The sequence below is a fragment of the Pseudoalteromonas sp. Isolate6 genome (genome assembly GCF_022398435.1).
Lineage (GTDB): Bacteria > Pseudomonadota > Gammaproteobacteria > Enterobacterales > Alteromonadaceae > Pseudoalteromonas > Pseudoalteromonas galatheae.
Map to the genome: position 1 here is coordinate 1 of NZ_JAKEVK010000396.1, position 903 is coordinate 903.

Genomic DNA, 903 nt, shown 5'->3' on the forward strand with positions numbered 1-903 from the left:
GTCAATCTCTAATATTGTTGACATCATGCACAAAAAATAAACCAAAATTAAGTTAAATTGGCATTTCACCCGCATTCATCATGAAATATAGTAAAAGTGAGCTTTACAGCATTGCACTTGATAGTGAGGTTCAACATCTCAATAATACCGTATTAGAAAAGCTTCAGACAATTGTCAGTGAAATCCCTGAAAATATACACGCTATATGCTTTGAAAACAGAATTGATCAGTTTGAAGATCCTGTTGACTTTTTAGTATGTTATTATTGCTCTTCTCATAATTTAGATAGCGTTTCATCCTATATAAATCAAAAAACCCCAAATAAATACGCCCTAAGAATAAATGACTTTATAAATAATAGGAAGCAATCCCCTGCTTATAAACTAGTGAATTTAATATGGTTTAGTTTTGACTATGAAGAGGGTCGATATAGCACAGTTCCAACATTTTGTGTAAGTACACAACATTGTCAGTTTTCTGACTTTAGCCTATTAAGCTCATTTATAATTAACGCATCTGAGTTTTTAGCTCCTGAGTTTTTAAATAAAACAAAAGAGTTACTTCCTAGTTTAGAATGCACTAGGATAAACCACTTCAGTTTTACATTTGGCAGAAAGGCATTTAGAGCTAAATTCGTTTTTAAATTAGAAACCTTAAGACTTCCCAGTCTACTCAAAGATCTAGACTGGAAAGGAAACTTATATCTGCTGGAACAGTTATTAAATACTATCGTTCAAGTATCAGATGAAATACAAGTTGGGCTTTCCTATTCAACGGAGTTGTCAGAAAAGATTGAAATTGAATTACCTTGGATAACAAGCCTTGACGAAAATTATCTACAAGATAGCTTTTTGAGCTCGCTAAGAAAAATAACAGAAAAAGAATTAAGCACTAATTTAACTC

1 protein-coding gene is annotated in these 903 nt (G+C 31.9%); it reads left to right on the top strand.

Annotated features, from left to right (window positions below):
- Positions 1–80: 80 nt before the first annotated feature.
- Positions 81–903, top strand: an 823-nt coding sequence (locus L1D50_RS23110) for a hypothetical protein (RefSeq protein ID WP_239966947.1), incomplete at its 3' end; no start/stop codon positions are given.